Origin of the sequence: Mesorhizobium sp. M1273, assembly GCF_040318195.1 — a bacterium.
Classification (GTDB): domain Bacteria; phylum Pseudomonadota; class Alphaproteobacteria; order Rhizobiales; family Rhizobiaceae; genus Mesorhizobium.
Map to the genome: position 1 here is coordinate 1 of NZ_JAMYLV010000079.1, position 2748 is coordinate 2748.

A 2748-nucleotide genomic window follows, 5' to 3' on the forward strand; every position below is an offset into this window, starting at 1 on the left:
ATCGGTGATCGCAACGTCACCACCGTGCCATGGCCGCTCGCCCCTCAGAGCAAGCCCCGTTCTCTCTCCAAAACTTTTTGCAGAACCTTCAGCACACTATCCTGATGAGCGCTTTTTTCCCTTCTTCCCTTGTTGGAGAAGGTGGCCGAGCGAAGCTCGGTCGGATGAGGGGTGTTTCAGCTTGACGGTCACGTAATCTGGCGTCCACCGCCATCGCGGGAAAATTTGCTCGGAACCGACAAATCAGCTATCTACTCGGGCATCTGGAAAAATTCAGATTGGTGGAGGCCGCTGGTCTTAGGTATGGACCCTATTACCAGCGGCCCCGGTGTCTCGGCTAAACCGAGAAAGATTCTCCGTTTGGACGGGAGAATCAATCAGATGCTGCCATAGCTCGCACGACATTTGCAATCTTATTTGCTTCAGCGGGCGTCAAATCAAATGGCAAGCCTTGGATTTGAATTATCAAATTTTCCCGAATCGGGATTGGAAGCACCGACACGCTGGTCGGCGGGGCCATCATCGCTGATGTAACCTGTCGAGCAGCTGGCCTTTCCCCCTGAATTTGCGCGACCTTCTGGCGCTCGCTTGTCTTCCGAAATCCAGCAGCCCCCCCTACTTTAAACGTCATTGGGTTGTCTTGGTAGTTTAAGAAATCCTCCACCGACGACTTTACGCGGCTTTTGTAAGTGTTCAGGCTCCCGGGAGTATAATTTCCTCCGGAAATGTTTGAAAACCTATGCATCAAACGATCGAGATCCACTTCGGCCAAATCAGAAGCCTCTACTTCGTCGAGTAGAGCAAGGACTTTGCCTGCCGCCGCTTTTCTGGCGTTGGCAGTGGTCTTGTTCAGGAGCCCCTTCCTGGCTAGGTAGTCCAAAAACTCTAGCAGAGCTTCTCGTGATCTAGGCTTCACATCCATAGCAATCTCCGTTGGCACCACAAATGACGGAGTCGGATGTCAATGTCAAACGAATTTTGTCCAGTTTGATCGTTTTTTTAAAACGACGGCGTTTGATTGAACAAATGGACTATGTGGCGGGCAAGCATGGCTCGACTAAGTCGCCAGGATGGCGCACGGTCATATCCTCCACGTTGTCAATGAACGTATCGCAGACGGAATCCAGGCCGGCGGCTCGAAGCTGCACGCCAGCGGGTTTGCCGCGAAGTATCTGGTATAGACGCTGGTGATGGCGTTGTACTGCGCCGGAATTGACGGCGTAGATGCGCACCATCACCACATCGTCGAGCGAGGATCCCCGCTTCCAGGCAATGTTTCAGCGCCTTCAGCGACGCCTCGGTCCGCGTTTCTATGTCGCCGCGCACCATCTCGCCTGTCACCATGTCCACCGGTGGCGTCGCGAACAGGAAATCATTGGCCCTGACGCGGTCGAGCACGGCACGCCGAGCGATCGCACTTGGCCGATATCACCGGCACCTCGATGATTTCCTTCTTCATGGCAAGCTCGTTCCAGATGCATTTTGCAGGGAGCTTATCTGCCCGCCTCGGCCGGACCATCGCCGACGCTCGGTTTAGTTGAGAAACCCAATAAACCGTCCGGCGAAAAGCACGGACGTCCACAGCATCAGCGAAAGCACCGCCAGCATGGTCGTGGCTCCGCCGGCCGGCTCGTCACCGCCTTTTACGCGGCGCACGAAGACAAGGAAGTTGGCGCCGGCGAGGAGGATGAGTGTCATCTTGGCAAGGAAGATCGGCATCGCCGCATATTCGCTCGCCCTGACCGAAAACAGCAGCGAGCCCGTGACCAGCGCACCGCCAAACGCGACCAATGCGGTGCGGCGCAGCAGCGCGACGAACGCCGCCTGCGGCAGCGAGCGGAAGGCGCCCAGGATCCTGAGGTCCATGAGCCAGACGCAGGTCAGCAGCACGCCGATCGACATGATGTGCAGCGCATTGACGATGGGGTAGGCGACGAACGAGGCCTTCAGTCCCCGCACCAAAGCGAGTTGCTCGATGCCGGCGAAAAACCCGTCCATTCAGGCCGGCGGCACGCGGTCAGGATAGACGTCATAGGTCTTGCCGCCGACGATGACGCGGACTGCCTTCACGCGTTTTTCGCTCTCGTCGCGCGAGCGGTTGCCGATCGCGGTCACCTCGTCGCCGACCTTGGCGACCTCCTCGGTGAAGCCGGCGGCAATCGTGCGGGACGGCGTCGCCATCTCCACCCGCCAGGCCTCTCCCTTCGCGTCGACATCCAGCGTGGCGTGCGGGTTGCCGATATAGATGGCCGTGATCTTGCCCCGGAGTTCGAAAAACCCGTCCTGCGTCCACGACCAGCCGTGATGGGCATAGGCCGGACTGACGGCGGCAAGGATCACCGCCGCTGCCAGCGTGATGCTCCGGTTGAAAGGTGACCGCATCGCTCGTCTCCTCGGTTCATTTCGATTGGAGGGTAGCTCACGGCGCGGCAGCGTCAAATCACATAAGGGCCTTTTGGGTCGCTGCGCTCCACAGCCATGGTAACGGCATGGATCCTAGGGTCTGCGCTCCGCTTCGCGTTCGCTCCGCCCTAGGATGACGAAGCGAGGGGAGGTTTCCAGCCAATCTCCAACGTCCGCGATTGGCCTTATGCCACTGTACCTTCGTCATCCCTGGGCGAAGCAGGAGCGAAGCTCCGTCGCGGAGACCCTGGGATCCATATGTGGACGGCGCCCTGCCTGCAACGGTTGTTTTGCGTCGTTTTCGATCGCTTGCGTCCATATGTCCGGCCTTTGAGCACGGTCCTT

At 58.3% G+C, this 2748-nt stretch carries 4 protein-coding genes; 1 reads left to right on the forward strand and 3 read right to left on the reverse strand.

All coding sequences use genetic code 11. From position 1 onward, the window contains the following. Positions 1 to 373 precede the first annotated feature (373 nt). Entirely contained in the window at positions 374 to 922 is a 549-nt protein-coding gene (locus NKH30_RS32940; RefSeq protein ID WP_352541083.1) for a site-specific integrase, read from the reverse strand. Positions 923 to 1418: 496 nt separating this feature from the next. On the opposite strand from NKH30_RS32940, the gene NKH30_RS32945 reads away from it, so the two are divergent. Beyond that, entirely contained in the window at positions 1419 to 1541 is a 123-nt protein-coding gene (locus NKH30_RS32945) for a hypothetical protein (RefSeq protein WP_352541082.1), read from the forward strand. Here the strand turns inward: NKH30_RS32945 and NKH30_RS32950 are convergent. Further along, complete coding sequence (locus NKH30_RS32950) at positions 1534 to 1998, reverse strand: DUF6644 family protein (protein WP_352998151.1); 465 nt, start codon at positions 1996 to 1998, stop codon at positions 1534 to 1536. The genes NKH30_RS32945 and NKH30_RS32950 overlap by 8 nt on opposite strands. Next, a complete protein-coding gene (locus NKH30_RS32955) occupies positions 1999 to 2382 on the reverse strand; it encodes a DUF6152 family protein (RefSeq protein WP_352541080.1) in 384 nt (127 codons plus the stop codon). Positions 2383 to 2748 lie beyond the last annotated feature (366 nt).

What these genes read in the sequence shown, in the direction of transcription:
- NKH30_RS32940 (WP_352541083.1), bottom strand. Translation starts at nt 922, where the DNA reads ATGGATGTGAAGCCTAGATCACGAGAAGCTCTGCTAGAGTTTTTGGAC.
- NKH30_RS32950 (WP_352998151.1), bottom strand. Translation starts at nt 1,998, where the DNA reads ATGGACGGGTTTTTCGCCGGCATCGAGCAACTCGCTTTGGTGCGGGGA.
- NKH30_RS32955 (WP_352541080.1), bottom strand. Translation starts at nt 2,382, where the DNA reads ATGCGGTCACCTTTCAACCGGAGCATCACGCTGGCAGCGGCGGTGATC.